The sequence below is a fragment of the Actinomyces procaprae genome (assembly GCF_004798665.1).
Lineage (GTDB): Bacteria > Actinomycetota > Actinomycetes > Actinomycetales > Actinomycetaceae > Actinomyces > Actinomyces procaprae.
Genome location: NZ_CP039292.1, coordinates 598395 through 623384 on the forward strand (window position 1 = coordinate 598395; position 24990 = coordinate 623384).

Sequence of the window (24990 nt, forward strand, 5' to 3'; positions counted from 1 at the left end):
TGGCCGACTCTCGTGTATGTTGCGTCGCGAGACCATCTCCTTGACAACCGTCTTCGGAGGTTCTATCGTCGTCGTAGAACGTTGCACAGTCCGGTTGTGCAAGGTTCCGGCCGACAGTCGACGCCGACTCGGCCAGGAGTTCGTATCCCATCCGTCCAAGGGAGGACATCATGCGACTCGTCACCCGTCGCTCCATGCTCACCGGCTCCGCTGCTGTAACTATCGGTGCGATACTCGCCGCCTGCACCGGAGGAGCCAACAATACCGGCGGCGGTGCGGCCTCCGGAGGCGCCAAGGACACTCTCACCCTTGGCATGACCGCCGATATCGAAGGCTGGGATCCCAACAATCAACCCGGCTATCAGGGCTGGCCGGGAGAGGCGATTTGGGGGCTGGTGTGCCGTCCGAACGAGTTCGGCGAGCTCGAGCCCAGCCTGGCCGAATCCTGGGAGATCAGCGACGACCGCAGGAGCTTCACGGCGCACCTGCGCCAGGGCACCACCTTCTCCGACGGTGCTACGGCTGACGCCGAGGCCGTCAGAGCGAACTTCGAGTTCGCCGCTACCAATGAGGCCACGCGCAGCCTGTACGAGGGCATCACCTTCGATGTTCCTGATGCCCAGACCATCACGCTCACCTGGCCCGAGCCGCAGCCCCTCATGAATGACCGAATCTCCCGGGTCAAACTCACCTCGCCCGATTTGATCGACTCCGGCAACCTGAACGACAAGCCCGTGGGATTCGGCCCCTATCTGCTTGATGAGGCAGGAACCACCCGCGGATCCGTGTACTCCTTCACCAAGAACGAGGAGTACTGGGAAGCCGACGCCTACCCCTACGCCAAGCTCGTCTGCAAGGTGTACGCCTCCGAGACCGCCGCGCTGAACGCCCTCAAGACCGGCCAGATCGACGGCACCCTGGTTAACGCCCAGTCCTACGACGAGGTGACCGGCTCCGGGTTCGAGGTCAAGGAGATGAACGGTCAGACCACCCGGCTGCTGCTCACCGACCACAAGGGCGAGATCATCCCAGCTCTGGGTGATGTCCGCGTGCGCCAGGCCATCAACATGGTCTTCGACAAGCAGGCCATGGTCGACAACCTGTACGCAGGCCACGGTGAGGTCTCGCACCAGATCTTCCGCCCCGGTTCCACTGCATACCTAGATGACCTCGCCGACCCGTACCCCTTCGACGTAGACAAGGCCAAGTCCCTCATGGTCGAGGCGGGCTACGCCGAGGGTTTCGAGCTCGAGCTGCCCACCATGGATGGCCAGAACCACGACGTGCTCATGCCCTACGTAACCCAGCAGCTCGCCGAACTGAACATCACCGTCAAACAGGTGCCGCTAACCGGAGCCAACGCCATCGGCGACCTGCTCTCGGGTACTTACCCGGTGGTGCTGTGGCAGTTGGGCAATATCGGCGACTCTGTCCAGGACATCGACATCGTGGTACGCGACACCGGCTACTGGAATCTTGAGCATCAGAAGGACGAGTACGTCGACGAACAGTGGGACATCATCTGCACCGGCACCGACGAGGAAGCCGAGGCCGCGCAGAAGGCTATCAACCAGTACGTCATCGACCAGGCCTGGTTCGCCCCCATGGTCAACCCCACCTCCTTCTACGCCCATACCGCCAACGTCGTCATTGACAACGTCTCCGACCTTGAGGGCCTGGCCCCCAAGCTCCGCGACTTCCAGTGAATCGCCGCACAGGCTGAAAACCAGACAGGAAGTATTGATCATGCTTACCTCGGTATGGAGGAACCTGCTGCGATCGGTGGTCGTGCTCGCGGTCGTCACCTTCGTGGTCTTCTTCCTCATGTACGGCAACGGCCCGGGCATCGCCCGCGCCGTCATGGGGATGCAGGCCGAAGTCACCGAAGAGAATGTGGCCGCCAAGATGGTCGAACTAGGGCTCGACCAACCCCTCCTGGTTCAGTACGGGCATTGGGTGCAGGGGCTGTTCACCGGAGACCTCGGCCGCTCCTTCTACACCGGTCAGTCCGTGACCGAGGCCCTGGCCACGCGCGTGCCCGTCACCCTGGCCATCACCGCTGTCGCGCTCGTCCTCACGGCGCTGCTCAGCGTACTGCTGGGAGTCACCGCGGCGGTCAAGGGCGGTCGGATCGACAGGGTCCTCCAATTCCTTTCAATCCTCGGAACTGCGGTGCCCTCATTCATCACCTCGATCGTCTTGGTATTCCTGTTCGCGATCTTCTGGCGGGTGCTGCCCGCCACCGGCTATGTATCCCCGGACGTTTCTCTGGGAGGGTGGGCCGCGTCCATCACCCTGCCCGTGCTTGCCCTGCTCATCGGTGCCGTCTCCAGCGCTGCTCAGCAGTTCCGAACCGCCACCCTCGATCAGCTCGGTAAGGACTACGTGCGCACGTTGCGCGCCCGCGGCGTGAGCGAGCGAGCCGTCATCTTCCGCCACGTGCTGCGCAACGCCGCCGCACCGGGGCTGACCGTCCTCAGCCTCACCGTCTTCTCCCTCCTGGGCGGGGCGGTATTCATCGAGCAGGTCTTCGCCCTCCCGGGTCTGGGACAGCTCGCCAACTCCTCGGCGCAGATATTCGACGTACCCATGGTCATGGGGACCGTCCTGGTCACCGCTGTCATCGTACTGGTCGTCAACTTCCTGGGCGACCTGGCGATCACCCTCCTCAACCCGAAGGCGAGAACACGATGAGCACGCCAACCACTCCCACAACCGAAACAAACGTCTCAGATACTGTTACAGACACGTCCGGCGGCGATGGCAGAGAGAGCGCGGATAGCAGCGTATTACTCCGACTCCTGCGCAACCCCCTCGCGGACATTTGTCTACTCATTGTGGCAGCGGTCGTCCTCACCGCCGTCTTCGCCCCGCTGCTGGCTCGGTACGGTCCGAACGTCACCGACCTCGCAGCCACCAACGCCGCGCCAGGTACCCCCGGGCACCCGCTCGGCGGTGACGGCTCGGGACGTGACATCCTCTCCCGCCTCATCTGGGGGTCCCGGCAGACCGTCATCTCCTGCCTGCTGATGCTCGGCGTCTCCCTACTGGTGGGCGTGAGCAGCGGACTCGTGGCCGGCTTCTACCGCGGCCGCTTCGAAACCGTGGCCGGCTTTGTCACCGACGTGCTGATGTCGTTGCCCTCCATCATCCTGCTCATCGCCTTGTACGCGGTCACCGGCCCGAACATCCCGGTCATGATGGCCGTCTTCGGCCTGCTGACCGCGCCGACCTACTACCGCCTGGTGCGCTCTGTGGTCGTCTCGGTACGCAACGAGCTCTACGTCGACGCGGCCCGCGTTGTCGGGCTGTCCGACGCCCGCATCATCGGTCGCCACATCCTGTGGGCCGTGCGCGCCCCCATCGTCATCCAGGGCGCCTTCATCCTCGCCTCCGGCATCGGCACCGAGGCGGGAATGTCGTTCCTCGGGCTCGGCGATTCGGCCGGCGTCTCCTGGGGCGTCATGCTCCAGGTCTCCTTCAACGGCATCTACAACAACCCCGTCGCCGTCCTCTGGCCGGCTCTGGTCATTTCGGTGACCATCCTCGCCCTCATCCTCCTGGGTAATGCCCTGTCCGATGCGCTTCAGGCCTCCGCCCGGGCGCGCGTCGTCACCCGCCGCCAGCGCCGCGATGCGCTGGAGGTCACCATCGCCGCTCACCGGGACGACGTCGTCGCCGCCCCGGACCCGCAGGCCGCCGTTTCCATCCGCGGTCTGCGCGTCGGCTACACCACCGACAGTGGTTTCCGGGAGGTCGTCCACGGTATCGATTTGGATGTGCACAAGGGAGAGATTCACGGGCTCGTCGGGGAATCTGGATCCGGCAAGTCACAGATCGCCTTCTCTGTGCTGGGCATCCTCCCCAAGGAGGCGCTCAAACTGGGCGGCACGATCATGATCGACGGCGTCGACGTACTTGCCGACGAGGGCGCCATGCAGGCCACCCGCGGACACAAGGTCGCCTACGTGCCTCAGGAGCCCATGAGCAACCTCGACCCGTCCTTCACCATCGGGAAGCAACTCGCCTACGGCATGCGTGCCGTTACCGATCTGTCGAAGGATCAGATACGGGAGCGGACCATCTCCCTGCTGCACTCCGTCGGCATCGACGACGCCGAACGCGTCATGGGCCTGTATCCGCACGAGATCTCCGGTGGCATGGCCCAGCGGGTGCTCATCTGTGGTGCACTCGCATGCGAGCCGGATGTCATCGTCGCCGACGAGCCGACCACCGCCCTGGACGTCACCGTACAGGCCGAGGTCCTGGATCTGCTGCGCGAGTTTGCCCGCGAGGGCGGCCTAGCCCTCATCTTCGTCACCCACAACCTCGGTGTCGTCGCCGACCTGTGCGACACCGTCTCGGTCATGAAGGACGGGGAGATCATCGAGACCCAGGACGTCGAGTCCCTGTTCGCCCACCCCCGCGAGGAGTACACGCGCGACCTGCTGTCCTCCTCCCTCAGCGTCGAGCTCATGGAGGTCGAGTCATGACCAGTACGAAGGCCCAAGCCAAGTCCACCGGCACTCCACTCCTGGAAGTCGATGAACTCGTCGTCACCTTCCCGGGTGCCAGGCGCGGGCAGGGCACCACCGTGATCCACGGCGTCAGCCTTGACCTGCACGCAGGCGAGACCCTTTCCGTGGTCGGCGAGTCTGGCTCCGGTAAGACCACCATTGGTCGCGCCATCCTTGGCCTGGCCCCCGTCTCCGGCGGGGAAATCCGCTTCCGCGGCAGACGCATCTCCAATGTCTCCCGTGCCGAGCGCCGCGCCATCGCCAGAGACATTCAGGTCGTCTTCCAGGACCCGTACACCTCACTGAACCCCGCCATGCGAATCGGCGACATTCTCACCGAGCCCCTGCAGGCCGCCGGCATTGAGAACTCCCGGAAACGAGTCCTGGAGCTGCTCGACGCCGTCAACATGCCTGCGGACACCGCGGGGCGTTACCCCCGCGAGTTCTCCGGCGGCCAGCGCCAACGCATCGCCATCGCGCGGGCGCTCGCGCTGGACCCCGCCGTGATCATCTGTGACGAGCCCACTTCCGCCCTGGACGTCACCACCCAGGCGCGAGTGCTAACACTCTTCGAGGACATCCAGCAGGCCACCGGCGTCGCCTACCTGTTCATCAGCCACGACCTGGGCGTGGTCAACCGGGTCAGCGACCGCATCGCCGTGCTGCTGAAGGGGCGGGTCGTCGAGCTCGGTGACGCGCACCAGGTCGCCACCGCCCCGGCGCACGAGTACACGCACCGCCTGCAGATGGCCGCGCCCGTCGCCGACCCGGTCAAACAGCGCGCCCGGCGCGAGGCGCGCCTGGCACTCGCCCGCACCGCCTGAACGTTGCCGCGCCCGGCGGCCGGTCCTCGTCGCCACCGCCGGGCACGGTACCCCTACCGCTCACACCGCCCACTTCGCCACCGGAGACCCCGCAATGTCCGTACCCGCCGCCCCGTCCGTCGTCGCCCTGCGCTTCGAGCACCACCGCGCCACCAGCCGGCTCCTGGCCGTAGAAACCGCAGCCCCACGACTGTCCTGGCGCGTGATCGGTGCGCCGGCCGGCTGGCGGCAGGACGCCTACGAGGTCGAGGTGACCAGCACCGACGGAAACAGCACGCGCGTCACGGTCGAATCCGCCGAGCAGATCCTCGTGCCCTGGCCGACTGCGCCGCTCGCCTCTCGCCAGGCGGCAACCCTCCGCGTCCGCGTGCGCGGGGGAGCGGGTGACGTCGCCTCCACCCCCACCGGCGGCGACGCGGCGCGTCCCGACTCGCCCGAGCCCGCCGAAGTCGCGGCCTGGTCGCCCTGGTCGGCCCCGGCGGAGGTAGAGGCCGCCCTCTTCGACGACGCCGAATGGGAGGGTGCCTTCATCTCCCCGGTCGGCATTGGCGGCGTCGGCGAGCGGGCGCCCGTAATCTCCCGGACGGTCGAGGTACCGGAAGGTCTGCTCGCAGCCCGTCTACGGGCCACTGCCCACGGGATCTGCGAGCCCCGCATCAACGGCGTCCGCGTGGACGACTCTCTCCTGAACCCCGGCTGGACCTCCTACACCCATCGCCTCCAGGTGGTCACCTGGGATGTCACCGACATGCTGCACCCTGGCACTAACACCCTCGACGTCCTCCTTGGCAATGGCTGGTGGCGCGGTCGTTTGGGCTATTTGGGAGACTCGGCCGTGTACGGCGACCGACTCGCCCTAGCCGCTCAACTCGAACTTATTCACGACGATCGATCTCGAACCGTCTTCGCCACCGACGAGTCCTGGACCGCCCGCGAGTCCGCCGTCGTCGCCGACGACCTCTACGACGGGCAGACCACGGACCTGCGCCTGACAGACGGGTCCATCAATGCAGAAGAGACTGCTGAGCACCGTGTTGAGATAGTTCCTGCCACCCCGTCCGGCACCACCCGCGGAGCCACAGCCCCACAGCTCATCCCCCATGCCGCACCCCGCATTCGTCCCACCGGCGCTCTGCCCGCCCAGCGGGTCTGGAACTCGCCGAGCGGCAAGACTCTGGTCGACTTCGGACAGAACGCCGTCGGCGTCGTCCGCCTGACCGTACGCGGACTGGAATCCGGCACCGAGATCACCATCCGCCATGCTGAGGTCCTCGAGGACGGTGAACTCGGTATCCGCCCCCTGCGAGCGGCACGCGCCACCGACACCTGGATCCTGCCCGACGCTGGAGAACATGTTCTCCAGCCCACGCTCACCCTCCACGGTCTGCGCTACGCCGAGGTCTCCGGTATTCCGGACTTGGCCGCCCAGGATGTCGAACTGGTAATCATCGGCTCCGACCTGGAACCGGCCGGCGCCTTCCGCTGCTCCCATCCGCTCCTGAACCAACTGCATGACAACGTCGTGTGGTCGACACGCGGCAACTTCGTCTCCATCCCCACCGACTGCCCCCAGCGCGACGAACGGCTCGGCTGGACCGGAGACATTCAGGTCTTCGCACCCACCGCCGCCTACCTGTTCGACACCACCTCGTTCCTGCAGTCCTGGCTGATCGACCTCGCAGCCGAGCAGTACGAGGACGGAGGCGTGCGGCACTTCACCCCCACCTTCGAGCCGACCGTGAAGCATGCTCCCGCCGCCGCCTGGGGAGACGCCGCCACCCTGGTGCCCTGGGCCGTCTACGAGGCCACGGGCGACCCTGAGGTGCTGCGTGCCCAGCTGCCCTCTATGCGCGCCTGGGTGGACCGCGTGGCCACGCTGGCCGGGGAGGACCGCATCTGGTCTGGTGGATTCCAGTTCGGCGACTGGCTGGATCCCACCGCCCCGCCGGACCGTCCGGCCGATGCCAAGGCCGACCCCGACGTGGTCGCCACCGCCTATTTCATCCGCTCAGCCCGCGTCGTCGCCGACACGGCAGACAGACTTAACGAGGCCGTCGTCGCAGCGCATTACCGGCGTCTGGCCGATGAAGCACGTGCCGCCTTCAACCGCGCCTTCGTCACCCCTGCCGGGCGGATCCACTCCGACGCCCAGACCGTCTACGCGCTCGCCATCTGCTGGGACCTGCTTCCGACCGCGCAGCAGCGGGCCTTCGCCGGGGAGCGCCTGGCTGATCTGGTGCGCCTGTCAGGATTCCACATCGCCACCGGCTTCGTCGGCACCCCACTGGTCATCCCGGCCCTGGTCGCCACCGGGCACGCCGACGTAGCCGGTCGTCTGCTGCTCCAGACCGAGTGCCCATCATGGCTGTACCCGGTGACCATGGGGGCCACCACCATCTGGGAGCGCTGGGACTCCATGTTGCCCAACGGGGACATCAACCCCGGGGAGATGACCAGCTTCAACCACTACGCGCTGGGCGCCGTCGCCGACTGGCTGCACCGGGGCCTGGCGGGACTGTCGCCCGCAGTACCGGGGTGGGGGCACGTTGAGATCGCGCCTGCGCCCATCGACGGCGTCACCTCCGCCGCCACCAGCCACCTGAGTCCCTACGGTCGGATCGCCGTGAGTTGGGAGGTTCACAACGGCGTCCTGGAGCTCACGGCGGACCTGCCCGTTGGCGTGACCGGTACGGTCCGCCTGCCCGACGACTCACCGGACACTGCGGCCGTGGACATCGGCCCCGGCCATCATGCCTTCGCGGCGCCGCTGCCCGCCCGCGAGCGGCCGCGCCCCCGGACCGTGCGCGAACTCATGGACGACCCCGCCGCCTGGGAGGCGCTCATCGCAGTAATGGCGGACGCCGGGGACCTCACCGTCGACTCCGCCGGTCTGGCTCGTCGCATGCGACCGCTGCTCGACCGGCCGCCGTCGACCATCGCCCCCGAGTTGACGCCTGACCCCCGTTTCGCCCCACCTGGCCTGCGGGAGCGGATCGAGACCGTGATAGGTGCTGCCATCAAGGAGCTGCGATGAGCATGAACGTTCCGAACCACCCGCCAGTGGCCGGCACGAATGATGCGGATGCGTCACCTTTCCACGTCGCAGCATTTCCGCCCATTCACCCGGAGTCCCTACCGGATGCGGGGCGTGTGTGTCGCCGCACCTGCTTCACTCCCGGACGTCCCTGGTACGACACCGAGGGCAAACGCATCCAGGCCCATGGCGGATCAATCATCGTCGTCGACGGCGTCTACTACTGGTACGGCGAGAACAAGGAGCGCACCACCCCCGACGGTTCCACCTGGCACTGGGGTGTGCGCGCCTACCGCTCCACCGATCTGTACAACTGGGAGGACTGTGGGCTGATCATCCCGCCGGAGCCGGACGATCCCTCCTCCCCGCTCCACCCGGCCGCGAAGCTGGACCGTCCACACATCGTCTTCAATGCGGAGACGGGATTGTTCGTATGCTGGGTCAAGGTCATGAGCCGACACGGGCAGCGCTCCAGCGTGCTGGTTGCGGACAATCTGCTCGGCCCCTACCGGATGGCACACCGAGACTTCAAGCCGTTGGGCATGAACGCCGGCGACTTCGACCTGGTCGTGGACCCCACCGACGCCAAGGGCTACTACTACTACGAACGGGTCCACTCCGAACTGATCTGCGCCGACCTCACCACCGACTACACCGACGTCACCGGCTACTACTCCACCCACTTCCCCCGGCTGCAACCTCCCTACGTGCGTGAGGCCCCCGCATACTTCGAGCGGGGAGGGCGCCACTATTTGATCACCTCTGGGACCACCGGCTACCTGCCCAACCCATCCATGGTCGCAACCGCTCCCAGCTACCACGGGCCGTGGAGTGAGCAGGGCGATCCACACGCCGGTGATATCACCGGAACCTCTTACCGTTCGCAGATCTCGTCGGTCTTCCGGCATCCGGGCAAACAGGACCTGTACATCGCGTTGGCCGACCGTTGGCTGCCCGCCTGGAACGGTGACGCCCGCCTGGTGCAGCAGGGCTTCGCCGAGCGGTTCAGGCCCATGGGCGGGCAGCGCGCCGACGCCGAGACAATCCTGGACCCCGCGCCCAGCCCCGCCGTCGAGGCCTCTCTCTATGAACTGAATGGCGCCGACACCGCCGTGGCCGACTATGTCTGGCTCCCGATTCGCTTTGACGACGACCGCGTCCGGATCGACTGGCACGACGAGTGGCGCGTCGAGGACTTCGACTGACCGCCGACTGCGGCCGCAACAGATTGCCTGCAAATACACGACCCGATAAGGAGACCCCGAATGCACAGCGCACCCTGGTTGGACACCAGCCTCAGTCCGGCGCAACGCGCCGACCGTCTACTCGCAGACATGCCAACGGCCGAGAAGCTCAGCCAGCTGCAATGCGTGTTCCCCCGCAGCTGCGACGCCGACACGGACATCCAGGCCGTTGTCGCGGGGACGCCGCTCGGAGTCGGTCACGTCACCACCCTGGAAATGCGACGAGTCACCGATATTGCCGAGGTAGCGGCGTTCCAGCGCCGCCTCCAGGCCGAGATCATTGCCCGTCAGCCCCACGGCATCCCCGCGGCCTTCCACATGGAGGCCGTTTGCGGCGCGTATCTGCCCGGTGCCGTCTCCCTCCCCAACGGAATCGGTCGCGGCGCCTCCTTCGACCCGGAGCTGGAGGAGGAACTCGGACGGATCGTCGGCGCTCAGGAACGGGCTGTCGGCATCACCTATTCCCTTGCCCCAGTACTCGACATCGCCCGAGACCCCCGCATGGGACGTTTCGGCGAGGCCTACGGCGAGGACCCCACGTTGGCCGGTGCCCTGGGTGCCGCCTTCACCCGTGGCCTTCAGGCCGACGACGGCACCGGCCGGCGCACCGAGGCGGTTGCCAAGCACTTCGTCGGCTTCCACGGCTCAGAGGGGGGTATCCATGGTGCTCACGCACCCGTGACCGCCCGCCTCCTGCGCGAGGTCTACGCCAAGCCCTTCCAGGCTGCTATTAATGCCGGGCTCGGGGGCGTCATGCCCTGCTACAACTCGATCAATGGCGAAGTCGCATCCGGCTCCCGCAGCCTGCTCACCGGCCTGCTCCGCGAGGAGATGGGATTCACGGGTGTGGTCGTCTCCGACTACGGCGCCATCGGCAACATGCACGCATTCCAGAAGGTCGCCGCGACCTTCGCCGACGCGGGGCAACGCGCCCTTACCGCCGGCATGGATGCCGAATGGCATGAAATCCAGGGGTTCAACGATGAGCTTGCCGCCCGCTTCGACTCCGGCCGGGCGGACATGGCCGCGCTGGATCGTGCAGTGCGCCGAGTGTTGGAGGCCAAGTTCCGCATGGGACTGTTCGAGGATCCCTACGCCCGCGAGGGGGCCGGACTGACGGTCCCCTTCACCGGAGTCGCTCGCGAGCGGGCCCGTGAGACCGCCCTGCGCAGCGCCCGCGAGTCCATCGTGCTGCTGCGCAACGACGGTATCCTGCCGCTCCCCGCGACGGGCGACCGCGCCCCCGGACGCGTGCTCGTCGTCGGCCCCCAGGCCGTGAATGCCCGCTTCCACTTCGCCGGTTACACGCACGAGTCCATGGCCGAGGGCGTGCTGGCCGCGCGTGCCTCCATGGCCGGCACCATCGATGCCGAGGCCGAGACAACCACCGGATACGACACGATTCCCGGAACGCCCGTCCAGTCCGACGAACGGGAGGAATTCGACGCCATCCTGGGCGCCTTCCACCCCGATGCCCGCTGTATCCTCGATGAGTTGCGTGAGCGCCTGGCCAACAGCGAGATCGATTGGGTACGTGGATACGAAGTCGCGGGAGACTCCGACGCCGGGTATGAGGAAGCGCTTACGGCGGCAACGGATACAGACCTCGTCATTCTCATGCTCGGCGGCAAGAACGGGACGGGTTCCATTGCCACAATGGGTGAGGGAATCGATTCGACGGAGGTGGGTCTGCCCGCCTCGCAGGAGGGGCTGCTGCGACGGATCGAAGCGCTCGGCGTTCCCGCCATCGGCATTCACATGGATGGTCGGCCCGTCTCCTCCGATGCCGCCGATGGGCTCAGCGCCCTACTTGAGGTGTGGAACCCGGCCGAGGTCGGGGGACAAGCCATCGTTGACGTCCTGACCGGCGCCGTCGACGCTACCGGGCGCCTGCCCGTGTCCGTCGCCCGCAGCGCCGGACAAGTGCCGGTCTACTACAACCACCCCAACGGTTCCCAGTGGCATCAGGGCGAGTCGGTGGGTTTTCCCGAGTACGTCGACATGCCTCACACTCCGCGTTATGCGTTCGGACACGGCCTGTCCTACACGTCTTTCGCATACTCCGAACTTGAGTTGGACGCTGATTCCATCGCGCCCGACGGCACTGTGTCGGCACGCGTCACGGTGACCAATACCGGGGAACGGACCGGCACCGAGATAGTCCAGCTCTACGCCACCGACCGCTACGCCACGACGACTCGTCCCGTTCAGGAACTAATCGGCTTCCAGCACATCGAACTTGCGGCCGGTGAGTCTGCCATCGTTGTTTTCGAGGTGGCTCCGAGCCTGCTGGCCCTGCTGGACGGGGACATGCACTGGATGGTCGAGGCCGGAGATGTGGATCTGCGGGTGGGCTCCTCCAGCGATAATGTGCGTGCAGAGGCATCCTTCCGAGTCACCGGGTCCGACGCCGTCGTTGGGCGCCACCGCACTCTGCGCGCACCCGCTCGCATCGAGCAGCCGTGACGGATGCGGCTGTCATCCTCATTCACATCGTCGGAGGCGATTGCTATGAACCACTTCAGCCCGCAATCCACCCTGGGGGCGGTCCTCAGCGTGCCGCAGGCACGCGCTCTCCTTCAACACGGCATCCCGTGGCTTACCGACCTCCAGGTCGCCGTCGAACACCCCGAGTTTCCCATCGGCGGGCTGCTGGGGATCACGCTCGGCTGGGACAACCCCGCGCGTGCCGAGCTCCTCGCCGAGCTCGCCGAACTCGAGGATCCCACTGTGCTGCCCGTGCGCCGCGCGGCCCGCCCGCTCGCCGCGCCAACGCTAGAACAGCAGGCGCGAGCACGATTGAGCGCCCCGGTGTCGGCCCGCTGCTACGTGCCGGTCGAGGTGACTGTCACCGTCCCCGGTGCGGCCGCCATACTGCGCGACGTCGAGGCCGCCGGAAGCGTCAGTCTCACGGCGACGCTCACCCGGGGTGAGGGTGCGAGCCTCGCCGTCGTCGCCAACGACGCCGGGACTGCGGCGGGTGGGGACGCAGCCGGGAGTCACCCAGAAGGCGGGTCCCACACCGAGGTGACCTCTCGCGCCTTCTACCGCCGCGGGGAAGAACTGGTGATGCGTTTCCTGCCCGAGCATCCCGGCAACTGGCACCTGTGCGTCGACGGCATCGCCGCAGCCGACCCGCTTGAAACGGATGTCTCCGTCGAGCCGGCGGCCGCTGGCGAACACGGTCCCGTGCGCGTCGTCGACGGGCAGTTCACCCATGCCGACGGCGCCCCCTTCACACCGCTGGGTACCACCGCTTACGCCTGGATTCATCAGGGTGCCGACATGCGCCGCCGCACCGTGGAGACGCTGGAGTCCAGCGGCTTCAACAAGCTCCGCATGTGCATCTTCCCTAAGCATTACGACTACAACCACGCCGATCCGGAGTCCGTCCCCTTTCGCTCGGCCGGAGCGGGGGCGCGCGAGTGGGACTGGGACGCGTTCGATGCAGACTTCTTCGACAAGCTTGAGCAGTGCGTGCGGGAACTGGGGCACCTCGGGATCATCGCCGATCTCATCCTCTTTCACCCCTACGACCGTTGGGGCTTCGCGGAGATGACTCCGGACGTCGACGACGCCTACCTGAGGCACGTGGTCCGGCGTTTGGCCGCCTTCCCCAACGTGTGGTGGTCCATGGCCAACGAGTACGAGCTGCTGACAACTAAGCGCCTCTCGGATTGGGACCGTCTGGGGCGGATTGTGGTGGAGGAGGACCCGGTGGGGCACCCCATCGGCGTACACAACATCTTCGAGCCCTTCGACGCCTCCGCCGACTGGGTCAGTCACGTGTCCTTCCAGGGCGGCGGTTACGAGATGGGACGCAAGGTGGACGAGCTGCGCGACCGCTTCGGCAAGTCGGTCGTCATCGACGAATACGGTTATGAGGGCAACCTGGAGCACGAGTGGGGAAACCTCACCGCTGAGGAGGAGCTGCGCCGCTTCTGGGAGGGCATTATTCGCGGTGCCGGCATGACCCACGGTGAGACCTACTTCCATGAGGAGGGGATCTGGTGGGCCCACGGCGGTGTCCTGCGGGGTGAGAGCTGGAAACGCATTGCCTTCCTGCGCCGGCTCATTCAGGAGGCGCCGCGTGGGCGGCTGCTGCCTGCGCCTCCCGGCCTGGGCACGAAGACTGCCGTCGATGGGGATGACTACATGTTGACCTACTTCGGCGGTGCTCAGCCCTACCGGAGCGCCGTGACGGTTCCCCAGGGCCGCACCGCGGCGATCGATGTGATCGACACCTGGAACATGACAATCGAACAAGTCGCCACCGGCGCGAGCGGAAGCGTGGAGGTGGCACTGCCCAGCCGCCCCTGGATGGCCGTGCGCGTGCGCTGCGACTGATCCAGCGGTCATTCGGAGTCGCCGTGGACGTTGATGCTCTGATGATTCACCTTGCCCACCGGAAGACCGCGGACGCATAATGGTGGGGAGCCACCCGGATGCAACCCGGATGACTCCCCGAGGCAGATAGTTCAGTTGAACCACCTGCCGAGGGCGTCGGCAAGGACACCGACGGCCCGGACTAGACGAGCGACAGCACTGATCAGCTCGCTCGTCTGCCGGGCCGTTTCCTTGTCCCTGCGGACCTTGCGACGCTTGTCCTTCGACTTGGCCACAGCCCCCACCTCCTTCCTGGCTCCTACCTTCCCGGCAAGGACATGAAGCGTTCCGGGAGGAGGTGCCGAAGAAGGCATCTCAAGCGTATATGACCGGTGTGGCAGTAATCGGAGGGGTATCGGCTATGACCGCAACGTTCATAGCGCGACGAGTTGGGCCGCCATCACTTATCTGGACGTCCCGGCGTGTATCAGGGGCTGCACTGGCTGTCTCTTTTTTTTCTTCAGTTACGCCACTTCGCTGTTGGGTACGCTGGTTAGCGGTTTGCTGAAGGTTCCGGAGGCATACAACCGACGGCGAACCCGCGTAGTAGACGTCCGATCAGCGCAGTAGACGCACTGGGGCCTTATGCCCTGGACGGCTCGCGGCAATCGAACTCGGGCTCGGTTAGGAGGAACCGGTGATGAAGTACACGACCAAGAGCGGCAGGACGCTCACAGACGATGACATTGAGGCACTCGCGCGGGCGGCCGAACGCGGCGACTTTCCGGGCGAGCCGGGCGCCTTCGTCGTGGGCCCGCCCGGGCGCCCGCGGCTGTCTGAGGAGGAACTCGTAACGGTCGCCTTCAAGGTGCCGCGTTCCCGACGCGATGCGCTGGACCGCAGGGCGCAGGCGCGTGGGGAGACCCGAAGCCAACTGCTGCGCGAGATCCTCGAACGCGAACTCGCGTCCTGAATGGCGACGCTCCAATCCGCATCTTCCCTCCAGCGAGCAAACGGTCGAGGCGCTCCTTCCGGCCGCCTCCCGTGCACCTAAAGCGGTCGGTAGGCGAAGCGCTCCACCGTCGCGGTGCCGCTGATGGCGCGCACGCCCACGACCCGGCCGGTGAAGCCGCCGGCCACCTCGGTGGACAGGTAGCGGCCGTCCAACCGCCCCAGCTCTACGTCTCGCCCGTCCAGGCTCGCCCCGAGTGCGACCTACACGGGCCGAGTACGACCTGGTACGCCCGAAAACGTCCCGCACGCGCCGAGTACGACCTCGTGTACCCCAATCCCTACCGAATGATGAGGGGTTCGGGCTTACGAGGACGTTCTCGGCCGATGGGCGATGGTCGAATACGTCCTCACCGACCCCACAACCCCCTTCTTGCGTCCGAGGACGACCCCGTCCATGGTCACCGACAACGTCCCCTTACACCCGAGGACGACCCCCACCCACCGAATACGACCTTCCATGCCCGAACACGACCCCTGGCAACTCCGCGGCAGTCAGGCAGCCCGCCCCACAGCCACCTGCCGCAGTCGCGAGGCCAACCGAGGAGCGGCAAACAGTAGTGATGGCGCCGTTACGGATCATCCCGGAGCCGTGTACCACATACCGCGGCCTGTTAGTGCCAGGCGTACCGGATCACGCCCCACCCTTGACTGGCCCCGACCTTTACCTGCCACTTCAACGAAAAACCCCGATCCAACACACATCCACGCCGACAACACTTTCCTTGTCCCTGCGGACCCTGGGCTGATAATCCAGAACTGCAGGGTGTTCGCCGAGGAACCCCGAGCTCAGGTGGCGGGGTTGCACGCAACGACTGTTGGCATGACCCGGACTGACCCGTAGTATTTGTTGGTATTACGCGAAAAACGTGGTTGAGTTTGAAATGGATGATGATGCTCCAGTGTGCAACGGGCGCCTCGTTGCACGCTGGAGGCGGCTCATGGCTGCTGGCGGTCTCAGTAGAACCGCGGAATCGTGCGGATTGTGGGATTGGGCTCCGAGGAGAAGTGTGCAACCGGTCAATCGGGCTCATTCTGTCCGAGCCTGATGTGTCTACAGCGGCTGGTAGGCGAAGCGCTCCACCGTCGCGGTGCCGCTGATGGCGCGCACACCCACGACCCGACCGGTGAAGCCGCCGGCCACCTCGGTGGACAGGTAGCGGCCGTCCAACCGCCCCAACTCGACGCCGCGCCCGCCTCCTCCGCCCGGGCCAGCGGCATCCTCGCTGCGGGCCACGCCGAGCACTAGTTCGTCAGGAAGCTGCTGCCCGAAGAACCCCGACTCTGGCAGCTGCGCGCTCGCCCACAGACGCACCGTGGAGCCCTCCGGCACCTTTAACTCGCCCAACTGCTGCTCGAAGGGCGCCACGGTCGCGACGGCGATGACACGTTCCCCATCCCAGCGCACCGCGGCGCGGTGGTCGGGATCCAGGTACACGCACAGCTCGACCACGGCACCCGGCCCACACTCCAACTTCACCTCGGCCCGCCAGCCGACGTCGCGGCACCGGGTCGCCAGCAGCGGACGCGGCGCGGCGTCGTCGGCGGGCGCGGTGATGGTGAGCCGACCGGCGTCGTCCCGGGCAAGGGCGGCGCGGGCGAGCCCACCGGGGGAGATCCACCGATCGGGCAGATCCCAGGGCGCGTCGCCGTCGGCCACCGGGCCCGGTCGCCCCCGCAGCACATCGGTGAAGGCACGACTGTCGGCGCCGTCGTGCGCGGCGATCGCCTCTGCATAGCGGTCCTCGACGACGACCGGCCAGTCCCCCTCCCAGTCGACGCCGACCAGGAAGGTCTCCCGGCCATTGACGTGGTAGCCGGGGAAGGGCTCCAACTGGCGGATGCCCAGGTGCACCATGGCGAAGCGAACTCCGTCCCAGCCGGCGTCGTCGAGCGGGACGAGGTCGGCGTGCCCGGTGGCCTGCACCGGATGGTCGGTGGAGCGGTGGGTGAGGATCGGGTTGCCGGGGTGCTGCTCCCACGGGCCGGTCAGCTCGCGGGCGCGCGCCATGGTCACGCAGTGGCCGACGCCGGTGCCGCCCTCGGCCAGCAGCAGGTACCACCAGCCTCGGCGCCGGTACAGGTGCGGCCCTTCGGCGTCGCGCATGCCCGTGCCCTGCCAGAGATCCACCACTTCGCCCAGGCGTTTGCCGGTGTCCGGGTCGATCGGCACCGAGCGCAGCGTGGAGACCGCGGTGCCGGTCTCGAAGGACACCCCGCGCCAGCTCAGGTGGCAGATGCCCTCCTCGTCCCAGCACAGGTCTGGGTCGATGCCCGGGGTGTCGGGCACTTCCACCGGGTCGGACCAGCCGGCGGCCGGGTCGGTGGTGCGCACGATGCGTTGGCTCAGCGGGTCCTGACCCATATTGGTGACGATCACGTAGAAGGTGCCGTCGTGGTGGCGGATGGTGGGCGCGAAGGTGCCCTGGGAACCGGCGTCGCCGCCGGGCAGCGGCAGGGCGGTCGGACGCGTGTAGGCGTGGCCGACCTGCTCCCAGTGCACCAGGTCGGTGGAGCGGTGCACCGGCACGCCGGGCAGGTACTCGAAGCTGGAGTTGACCAGCCAGCACGTATCCCCGACGCGGCAGATGGATGGGTCCGGGTAGTAACCCGGCAGGATCGGGCGAGTGGAGCGGATGGGCATGGCGCTTTCCTTCTGGGGCTGGGGCGGTGGCCCGTGAGCGCGGGGCGCCCACCGGCCACCGCCATAACGACCGACCTCGGTACGTAAGATCTACCGACCTCGGTGGAGGGGAGGGGGAGGGGGAGGGGAGGACGAGGCGGGGGTCAGCCGCGCTGGGCGGCGGGGACCTCGGCTGCCTCCGGCGCCACCTCCGCGATCACTGCATCCAGTGCCTCCTTGACCGCCTCCATGCCGGGGATGAAGCCGTACATGGTGGCCGCGCCCGGGATCACCTTCACGGTCGAGCCGAGCTCGTGGGTGAGGAAGCCGGTGAGCGTGGACGCCGGATCGGCCATGTAGGCGCCGTGCTTGCCGGCCACCGCCTCCACCACGCGCGCCCAGGCCGCGTCATCGTCCATGAGGTCCCGCACCGTGCGGATCGTCCGGCCGCCGTCGCGCAGCTGCGCGGGCAGGCTTACCGTGCGCTCGTGCACGCCGTGCCCGAGCGTCTCCGGCGCGGCACCGGGCAGCACCAGCTCCGCGGAGGAGCCGACCGGCACCTGTACGCGTACATGCAGCGCCTCGCCGTCGAGCTCCCAGGCGACCCGGGCCGTGCCCAGCGGCAGCCGCCGCACCACGCTCGCGGAGGTGAAGCCGTGGCCGACCTGCGGCGCCACTCGCAGTGCGCGCCCGCCGGCACCGACGACGTCCAGGCCCGCCAGGTCGGTGATCAGCCACTGGGTGACGGCACCCAGCGCGTAGTGGTTGAAGCTGGTCATCTCCCCGGGGTTGATGTCCCCGTTCGGAAGCATGGAGTCCCAGCGCTCCCAGATGGTGGTGGCGCCCATGGTCACCGGATACAGCCAGCTGGGGCACTCCCGCTCCAGAACGAGCCGGGCCGCCGTCGCCGCCTGCCCGCCCCTGACCAGGGCGGCGGGCACCAGCGGGGTGCCGACGAAGCCGGTGGAGATCCGGAAGGAGCGCAGCCGCACCAGGTCCGCCAGGCGCTGCCCCGCCCCGGTCACGCGCCGCGGCGTGTCCAGCAGGTCCCAGGCCAGCGCCTGGGCGTACACGGTGGCGCAGTCGGACAGGATCAGCCCGTCGGCGGTGACGTAGGCGTCCAGGTACGCCTCCCGCACGCTCGCGGCCAGTGCCTCGTAGTGGGCGGCGCGCTCGGCGTCGCCGAGGATCGCCCAGGCGCGGGCGGTGATGCCGGCGCTGCGGGCGAAGTAGGCGGTGGCCACCACGTCCGGGTCGGCCTTGGCGGCGGCCGGCTCCTCCGGCGGCGCGTCGGGGTCCAGCCAGTCGCCGAACTGGAAGCCGCCCCGCCACAGGTGGGAGGCCCCGGCCACGGCGTCGACGCCGTCGACGAAGCAGCTCATCGCCTCCACGCTTGCCGCCAGCACGGCTGGATTGCCGGTGGCCTCGTAGACCGCCCAGGGCACCAGGGTAATGGCGTCGCCCCAGGCGCAGGTCAGCTTGTTGCCCTCCAGCACGTCGGGGGAGACCACCGGCAGGGCGCCGTCGGGCGTCTGGGCGGCGGCCAGGTCCTTCGTCCAGGAGTTCAGGAAGGCGGCGGCGTCGTACAGGCTCAGGGAGGTGGGGGCGAAGGCGCCGATGTCGCCGGTCCAGCCCAGGCGTTCGTCGCGCTGCGGGCAGTCGGTGGGCACGGTGATGAAGTTGTCGATGGTGGACCAGCGGGTGTTCTCCACCAGTCGGTCCACGAGCGGCTGGGAGCTGGTGAACCAGGCCGCCCGTTCCATCCCGGCCGAGACCACGCGGGCGGTGACGGAGGCGAGCAGGGCGTCGTCGTCGCCGGGGAAGCCGTCGACCTCCACGTAGCGGAAGCCGTGCTGGGTGAGGGTGGGGGTGAAGACCTCGGGCCGGTCGGCGGTGCCGGTGCCCGCCAGGGTGACGCGGTCGGTGCACTCGGCGTTTCGCAGTGGGCGCGTGCCCAGCTCGCCGTGCTCGAGGACCTCGGCGTGACGCAGGGTGACCACGTCCCCGGCCCGGCCGCCGGGGACGGTCAGGTGCAGGTGCCCGGTGAGGTTCTGCCCCAGGTCCACCACGCGCCTGCCCGACGGCGTGGTGATGACCTCCGCGGGCCGCACCTCGCCGATGACGGTGGGCAGCGGCAGCGTGGTCGGTTCCAGCGCCGCCTGGGGCAGGTCGAGGGTGGCGACCGGGGACTCGGCCTCCGCCTCGCCCAGCGCCGGCAGGCGCAGGTCCGTGGACTGGCCGTTGTACAGGTCGTTGGCGGTGACGTTGGAGGGGCGCCAGGTCCACGCCTCATCCGTGCCGATGACGGTGGTGTCCTGCCCGTCGCTAAGCTCCACCTGCGCCAGCAGCCACAGGTCCTTCCCGTAGACGGCCTCGCGCATCGCCCAGGTCAGGTGGCCGCGGTACCAGCCATTGCCCAGGACGACGGCGAGTTCGTGCTCGCCCGGCGTCAGCGCGGTGGTGACGTCGTGTGTCTGCACGAGGACGCGCCGGGAGTACTCGGTCCAGCCCGGGGCGAGTTCGTCCGCGCCGACCTTGACGCCGTCGATGAAGACCTCGTAGATGCCGCCGGCGGTCAGGTGCAGGCGGGCGGCGGTGGTGCCGGCGGGGACGGTGAGGCGGCGGACCATGACCGGCGCCGGATCGGCGCGCCGGTTGCCGGGGGCCGTGATGGGGCGGGCGGGCCAGTCGTCGTGTTCCAGCAGCCCGGTCTCGACGACGGCGGGCGCCGACCAGGGCGACCAGGTTCCGTCCTCCCCGGCAACACGCACCCGCCAGGCGGCGCCCTCGCGTGAGCTCAGCGGCGGGGCGGGCCAGGGGACGAACAGGGAGTTGGCCCCCTCCAGGGTGAATGTCTGCGGGGCGGCGGGGAGCGCGCCGACGGGCCCGCGGACCACCTCGACCTCGGCGCGGGCCTGGGTCCAGCCGACGGGCGCGCTCGGCACCTCCCACGACAGCGCGGGAGTGGGGCCGGTGCCGCCGAGGACGGGCTTATCGGGGCGGTGGTGGTCCACGCGCAGCCGCTCCGGGGCGGCGAGCGGGCCGACCGGGTCGGCGGCGTCGGGTGCGGCGGCGGTGAGCAGGCTGGTGTTGGGCGCGCCGGGCGTGGCTGTGAGTGGGGCGTCTGAGCCCGAGCTCCCGGTAGCGGCGGTGTTGGGCAGGCCGGGGTGGTGTGTGGTCACGAGTTCCTCCGGATCTTCGTTGAACCGTTTCATGGATGGGTGTGAGCGTATTCGGTCCGCGGTGGATCCGTCAACCTTTGCGGTCTCTTCGCGTTTGAGGGTGTGTTGGCCCGGGGGCTTGTGTGCTGACGCGACGGTTCGTACCTTCGCGTGAGGGTTCGTATGTTCTGGTCGGCGATTCGTACTTTCTTGCGACGGTTCGTACGGTAGGGGTACGTAGCGTCGCCGGAAGTGCCGAATCGTTGGCGCAAAGTGTCGAACCGTCAGGCGAAGTGCCGAACCGTCACGCGAAGTGCCGAACCGTCACGCGAAGTGCCGAACCGTCATCCGGTGCGCGCGGGCGAACACGCCTGGTCCGCACCCCGAGCGCTCATGTCTGCGCCCGGGGCCTGTCGAGTGGGGCACCAAGACCGCTGCCGTGCGTCGTCAATGGCGGCAGTCCCGGTCCAGCACCCAGATACTCCCAACGGCCCCGACGACTCAGCGCAAGCCAGCACCACCCACCGACAACGACGACGACCTCGCCAACCCGACAACGACCACCCCCACCGCAGCCCCGACCCCAACCACCACACCCACAAACCGGAAGATCCCCTTTGCGCAGCTGCGGTCGGGATGGACCGCGAGGACGGCGCGGCGAAGCGCGTGGGGCGAGTCCAGCTCGCTCCACGCGCTTCGGGCCGGCTAGTGCTCCGCCGTGGAGCCCTCGGCCTTGGAGGGGTCGGCGGCGTCGGCGGGATCTGCGGGGCCGCCGCAGATGAGGCGCGCAACGGCGACTCCCCACTGCGCGTCCGGGTTCGTGCCGGCACCGAGCCAGCTCGAGAACACCTTGACCACCAGGTCGCGCCGCTCCGGGGCGCGCTCGGCGTCGGCGCGCCCGAGCGCTGCGGGGAGCGAGTCGAGCGTCAGGTCCGTGCCGTATGCGGGCGTTCCGGGCTGCTGGCGCCACGACTCGGCCAAGGAGCCCGCGTCGAAGGCGTCGAAGCCCGTCTCCTCGACCAGTGCCATGGCCCGCTGCTTGTCGATGCTCCGGTCTGCGGCCACGGGCAGGGCGATGCGTCCGGGGGTTCCCGCGGGGGTGCCCTTGGTGGCCAGTGACGCCGAGCCGATGGCGTTCCACGCCTTGGCGACGGGGCGACCCAGCTGCTCGGACACCCACAGGCTTTCGACCATGCCGGCGGGCAGTAGGTCTGTGCCGTCGCGGCCCGGGTAGTAGTTCGAGGTGTCGATGACGGTCGCGTCCTCGGGGAGGTCGGTCAGGAGCGGTGCCAGTGTGGGGATCGCGCTCAGCGGCACCGAGAGGATGACCACCTCGGCGCCTTCGACCGCCTGCGCGGGCGTGACGGGACGGGCGCCGTCAACGAGCAGCTCGGCCGGGATGGTCTGCGGGCCGCGGGAGTTGGCGACGGCGACGTCGTGCCCGGCGGCGCTCAATGCGCGCACGATGCTGGCGCCGATATTGCCGGTTCCGATAATGCCGATCCGCATGGGTGTTCCTCTCGTCGGTTGATTCGGGCACGTGGTGCGGCAGTGCTGCCCGCTACGGTATTCAGAGACTCGTGACGCCTCAAGGGGTGTGGTTCTCCTCCAGGTGCTGACCTTGGAGCGGCCGATGTCGCGGAGCCCGGACCGTCCCGTACCGCCGTCGCTGCCCCAGAAGTCCGCGGTGCTTGCGTCGTCCCGTGTACTGCACGACCCCGGGCGGCGTTTTACGACCTTGGTGCCTGTTGCACGACCCCGGGGTGGTCGTGGAATGTACCCCAAGGTCGTGAAGTGTCACCAAGGTCGTGGAATGCACTCCAGGATCGTGGTGGAGACCGCCGCCAGGACTGCGGAAACTCGGCAGCGGGTGGCGGCTCCGGGGGCCGGCGGCTAGGCCCTGCGCAGGTGTTCGGCGAAGTCGCGTACGACGTCGGCCATGTCGACGTCGCGGTCCAGCAGCCACTCCGCTTGCACACCCTCAATTAGTGCAGTCAGTTGCATGGCGGCCAGGTCCAGGTCGACGTCGGTGCGCAGCCGCCCCGCGTTGCGCTCGCGCTCCAGGTCGGTGCGCACTGCGGCCCGGAAGCGTTGGGCGAGGCCCACGATGTAGTCATGTGCGGGATGGTCTGGATTGACCGCCTCGGCGCGCATGACGGCGTCGAGCTGGATGAGGCCCGGAATCGAGGCGTTGTGCTCCATGATCAGGGGGAGCGCTTCAAGCAGGCCGTGCTCGGCGAACAGGGCGGCCCGCCACTCCGACTCGGCCTCCTCGCGCCGCTTCAGAACCGCCTCAAGCAGCTTCTCCTTCTTGCCGAAGTGGTGGCGCAGCAGAGTGTGGCTCACTCCGACGGCGTCGGCGATCTGACGCAGCGAGAGGTTGTTGTAGCCCTGCTCGGCGAAGACCTCCATGGCCGCGTCGGTGATGGCGGCGCGGCGACGCTCCCCGTTGGCGTAGCGCGTGCGCCCGTCCGGAGGGGCGACGGCGTCGGAAGCGGACACTGTCAACCTCGTCTCTGGCCGGTCGTGTGTGCGGGGGGCGGGCCTGTGCGGTAACGGTCGGCCCGGGTGGCGATCCTAGTTGATCGTCGTGCGGGGCGGTCCGGTGTGGCGGAGCCGTCCGGTGTGGCGCAGGGTGCGGGTGGTCGGGCGGGCGCGCCGAAGAAAGGTGATGTAGACCGAATTGGAAGTGATGTAGATCTTGACCAAGGTGGTGCAACTTGAGCTATGGTGGTACGGACAGGCGCTGCGGCTCCCGTGAGCGCGTCGTAGCCGGCACTGCCGCCGGCCGCATATCAAGGACGATCAATGACCACCCCACCCAGCACCAGGCACGAAGGTGCCGAAGACGCCTACACCTCCGCCGTCGTCGAGGGCTATGAGCCTCGTGGCGGTGAGGGCATGTACTCCGCGCAGGCCGCCCCCATGAGCCCGGAGGAAGAGGAGGCCGCCCGCATCACCGCCAAGTTCGGCAACCCGCGCAAGACGATCTGGCTGGTGCTTGTCGCCGCCATCGGCGGCTACATCATGATGATGGGCATGGGCACGGCTCTGCAGCTGCGCCTGAGCGTCATCGATGAGGGGCTGGCCACCCTGGTCTACTCGCGGGCCACGTCCCTGTCCGCCCTGCTCATGCTCGCCGTGGTCCCGATCGTGGGGGCACTGAGTGACCGCACTCTCCTGCGCTTCGGCCGCCGTCGCCCCTGGATCGTAGGCGGCTACCTCGTCGCCTTCACATGCTTCCTCGTCATCGGATACTCGGCGAGCTCCATCGTCATCATCGGCGCCTACATCGTCGGCATCGCCTCCGCCCAGGCCGGATTCAACGCCTATTCCGTCATTCCCGTCGAAGGCGTTCCCGCCAACATGCGTGGACGCATCATGGGCTTCATGGGCCTGTGCGGCGCACTCGCGATGAGCGCCGGGTCCTACATCGCCGGCGCCCTCGTCGACATCTCCACCATCCTGCTCATGACTGTTCCCCCGGCGCTCGCGATCATCAGTGCCCTGCCGCTCCTGCTCCTCTACAAGGACCCGCAGCACAGCCGCGAGGAGATCCCGCAGGGCGGCACCCTGGACATGTTCGCCCACATGTTCGTCAACCCGGTCAAGCACCCGAACTTCGGCATTGTCTGGCTCGCACGCTTCCTCGCCGGCGCGGGCATGGCGGCCTTCCTCGGATTCTTCGTCCTCTACCTCATCATCGGCCTGCACATGAGCCCCGCGGAGGCGGGTGCCCAGGCCGGGCACCTGTCCCTTATGAGCGCCCCCGTGTCCATCGTCGTATTCATCGGCTCCGGCTGGATCTCCGACAAGCTCGGCATGCTCAGGCCCCTCGTCGCCCTCGCCGCCATCATCATGGCGGTCGGCCTGATCGTCGCCGCCACATCCACCACGGTCGCCGGATTCACGGTTGCCTGGATGATCTTCGCCGTCGGCCAGCCCATGTACCTGACGGTAGACCTCGCCCTGTGCGCCAAGGTCCTGCCCAACGAGGCCGACGCGGGCAAGGACATGGCCGTGTTCGGTCTCGCACTCAACCTCGGAAACGTGCTGGTGCCGGCCGTTGCCCCGACGCTGCTCGGCCCGGCGTCGAACAACTACCCGTTGCTGTGGGGCACGGCTGCTGCGCTCGTCTTCGCAGGCGCCCTGCTCATGCCGTTCGTCAGGGGCGTCAAGTAACCGTGCCGACGACGACGGTCTGCCGCGCCACCGTCGTCGTCGGCCGGCCGGGCGGATTCGGCCCGGCA

General features: G+C 68.0%; 16 protein-coding genes. 10 read left to right on the forward strand and 6 right to left on the reverse strand.

From position 1 onward, the window contains the following. Positions 1–170: 170 nt before the first annotated feature. From E4J16_RS02280 to E4J16_RS02315, 8 genes are all read left to right on the forward strand, one after another. Positions 171–1706, forward strand: a complete 1536-nt coding sequence (locus tag E4J16_RS02280) for an ABC transporter substrate-binding protein (protein ID WP_136313144.1) — start codon at positions 171–173, stop codon at positions 1704–1706. Positions 1707–1746: 40 nt separating this feature from the next. After that, positions 1747–2694 (forward strand): ABC transporter permease, encoded by a 948-nt coding sequence (locus E4J16_RS02285; RefSeq protein WP_136313145.1) that lies wholly within the window; start codon positions 1747–1749, stop codon positions 2692–2694. After that, on the forward strand, positions 2691–4493 hold the full coding sequence (locus E4J16_RS02290) for a dipeptide/oligopeptide/nickel ABC transporter permease/ATP-binding protein (protein ID WP_136313146.1): 1803 nt from the start codon (positions 2691–2693) through the stop codon (positions 4491–4493). The genes E4J16_RS02285 and E4J16_RS02290 overlap by 4 nt, the downstream gene beginning before the upstream one ends. After that, entirely contained in the window at positions 4490–5341 is an 852-nt protein-coding gene (locus E4J16_RS02295; RefSeq protein WP_136313147.1) for an ATP-binding cassette domain-containing protein, read from the forward strand. Before E4J16_RS02290 ends, E4J16_RS02295 begins: the two co-directional genes overlap by 4 nt. Before the next feature lie 94 nt (positions 5342–5435). After that, positions 5436–8375, forward strand: a complete 2940-nt coding sequence (locus tag E4J16_RS02300) for an alpha-L-rhamnosidase (protein ID WP_136313148.1) — start codon at positions 5436–5438, stop codon at positions 8373–8375. Then, on the forward strand, positions 8372–9580 hold the full coding sequence (locus E4J16_RS02305; protein ID WP_204519918.1) for a family 43 glycosylhydrolase: 1209 nt from the start codon (positions 8372–8374) through the stop codon (positions 9578–9580). Before E4J16_RS02300 ends, E4J16_RS02305 begins: the two co-directional genes overlap by 4 nt. A 60-nt stretch (positions 9581–9640) precedes the next feature. Further along, the gene (locus tag E4J16_RS02310) at positions 9641–12085 is read left to right on the forward strand and encodes a glycoside hydrolase family 3 N-terminal domain-containing protein (RefSeq protein WP_136313149.1); all 2445 of its coding nucleotides are present in this window, start codon (positions 9641–9643) and stop codon (positions 12083–12085) included. 45 nt (positions 12086–12130) lie between these two features. Then, a complete protein-coding gene (locus E4J16_RS02315; protein ID WP_136313150.1) occupies positions 12131–13966 on the forward strand; it encodes a DUF5605 domain-containing protein in 1836 nt (611 codons plus the stop codon). Positions 13967–14097: 131 nt separating this feature from the next. Here E4J16_RS02315 and E4J16_RS15035 read toward each other — a convergent pair whose 3' ends face one another. Further along, positions 14098–14241 carry a hypothetical protein gene (locus E4J16_RS15035; protein WP_168708182.1) on the reverse strand — a complete coding sequence of 48 codons (144 nt, stop codon included), beginning with the start codon at positions 14239–14241 and terminating at the stop codon, positions 14098–14100. Positions 14242–14645: 404 nt separating this feature from the next. Between E4J16_RS15035 and E4J16_RS02320 the strand changes: the two genes are divergently transcribed. Beyond that, positions 14646–14918, forward strand: coding sequence for a hypothetical protein (locus tag E4J16_RS02320; RefSeq protein WP_073329038.1), 273 nt, complete (start codon positions 14646–14648; stop codon positions 14916–14918). A gap of 77 nt (positions 14919–14995) precedes the next feature. On the opposite strand, the gene E4J16_RS15040 is transcribed toward E4J16_RS02320, so the two are convergent. From E4J16_RS15040 to E4J16_RS02340, 5 genes are all read right to left on the reverse strand, one after another. Beyond that, positions 14996–15142 (reverse strand): beta-xylosidase family glycoside hydrolase, encoded by a 147-nt coding sequence (locus E4J16_RS15040; protein ID WP_275669598.1) that lies wholly within the window; start codon positions 15140–15142, stop codon positions 14996–14998. Between the two features lie 868 nt (positions 15143–16010). After that, on the reverse strand, positions 16011–17600 hold the full coding sequence (locus tag E4J16_RS02325; RefSeq protein ID WP_136313151.1) for a glycoside hydrolase family 43 protein: 1590 nt from the start codon (positions 17598–17600) through the stop codon (positions 16011–16013). Positions 17601–17743: 143 nt separating this feature from the next. After that, on the reverse strand, positions 17744–20761 hold the full coding sequence (locus tag E4J16_RS02330) for an alpha-L-rhamnosidase (protein WP_204519921.1): 3018 nt from the start codon (positions 20759–20761) through the stop codon (positions 17744–17746). A gap of 684 nt (positions 20762–21445) precedes the next feature. After that, positions 21446–22249, reverse strand: a complete 804-nt coding sequence (locus E4J16_RS02335) for an NAD(P)-binding domain-containing protein (protein WP_136313153.1) — start codon at positions 22247–22249, stop codon at positions 21446–21448. A gap of 384 nt (positions 22250–22633) precedes the next feature. Then, the gene (locus E4J16_RS02340) at positions 22634–23242 is read right to left on the reverse strand and encodes a TetR/AcrR family transcriptional regulator (RefSeq protein WP_240038229.1); all 609 of its coding nucleotides are present in this window, start codon (positions 23240–23242) and stop codon (positions 22634–22636) included. Between the two features lie 306 nt (positions 23243–23548). On the opposite strand from E4J16_RS02340, the gene E4J16_RS02345 reads away from it, so the two are divergent. Next, on the forward strand, positions 23549–24922 hold the full coding sequence (locus E4J16_RS02345) for an MFS transporter (protein ID WP_136313154.1): 1374 nt from the start codon (positions 23549–23551) through the stop codon (positions 24920–24922). The last annotated feature ends 68 nt before the right edge of the window (positions 24923–24990 follow it).

Coding starts and splice junctions, on each gene's coding strand:
- E4J16_RS02280 (WP_136313144.1), top strand. CDS start 171: ATGCGACTCGTCACCCGTCGCTCCATGCTCACCGGCTCCGCTGCTGTA.
- E4J16_RS02285 (WP_136313145.1), top strand. CDS start 1,747: ATGCTTACCTCGGTATGGAGGAACCTGCTGCGATCGGTGGTCGTGCTC.
- E4J16_RS02290 (WP_136313146.1), top strand. CDS start 2,691: ATGAGCACGCCAACCACTCCCACAACCGAAACAAACGTCTCAGATACT.
- E4J16_RS02295 (WP_136313147.1), top strand. CDS start 4,490: ATGACCAGTACGAAGGCCCAAGCCAAGTCCACCGGCACTCCACTCCTG.
- E4J16_RS02300 (WP_136313148.1), top strand. CDS start 5,436: ATGTCCGTACCCGCCGCCCCGTCCGTCGTCGCCCTGCGCTTCGAGCAC.
- E4J16_RS02305 (WP_204519918.1), top strand. CDS start 8,372: ATGAGCATGAACGTTCCGAACCACCCGCCAGTGGCCGGCACGAATGAT.
- E4J16_RS02310 (WP_136313149.1), top strand. CDS start 9,641: ATGCACAGCGCACCCTGGTTGGACACCAGCCTCAGTCCGGCGCAACGC.
- E4J16_RS02315 (WP_136313150.1), top strand. CDS start 12,131: ATGAACCACTTCAGCCCGCAATCCACCCTGGGGGCGGTCCTCAGCGTG.
- E4J16_RS02320 (WP_073329038.1), top strand. CDS start 14,646: ATGAAGTACACGACCAAGAGCGGCAGGACGCTCACAGACGATGACATT.
- E4J16_RS02325 (WP_136313151.1), bottom strand. CDS start 17,600: ATGCCCATCCGCTCCACTCGCCCGATCCTGCCGGGTTACTACCCGGAC.
- E4J16_RS02335 (WP_136313153.1), bottom strand. CDS start 22,249: ATGCGGATCGGCATTATCGGAACCGGCAATATCGGCGCCAGCATCGTG.
- E4J16_RS02345 (WP_136313154.1), top strand. CDS start 23,549: ATGACCACCCCACCCAGCACCAGGCACGAAGGTGCCGAAGACGCCTAC.